Genomic DNA, 280 nt, shown 5'->3' with positions numbered 1-280 from the left:
TTTGTGTCCATTGTTCTACCGTATCCAATACGAGCTGAACATCGTTCCGTTTAGACAACTGCCAAGCTACAATTTCGTTGTTGAACAAGTCTTGAATCACGGACAGGTAAACAAACGTGTTTCCATCCGAAATATACGTAATATCCGTCACCATTTTTTGCTGAGGTGCTGTGGCATGGAATTTACGCTTCAGGCGATTTGGATAGATGACAGATGGCGTATAGAAAGACTTCTTTCGCTTCCTGCGAATCACCGATTGGATCGATAGTTCCCGCATCAT

The 280-nt window shown here is 43.2% G+C and carries 1 protein-coding gene; it reads right to left on the bottom strand.

Annotated features, from left to right (window positions below):
- The coding region (locus tag C161_RS33525; protein ID WP_036674069.1) for a DDE-type integrase/transposase/recombinase at positions 1–277 on the bottom strand (277 nt) is incomplete at its 3' end.
- Positions 278–280: the final 3 nt, after the last annotated feature.

Origin of the sequence: Paenibacillus sp. FSL R5-192, from assembly GCF_000517845.1 — a bacterium.
Classification (GTDB): domain Bacteria; phylum Bacillota; class Bacilli; order Paenibacillales; family Paenibacillaceae; genus Paenibacillus; species Paenibacillus amylolyticus.
The sequence above is the reverse complement of the archived record's forward strand: the minus strand, read 5'-3'. Positions and strand labels throughout refer to the sequence as shown.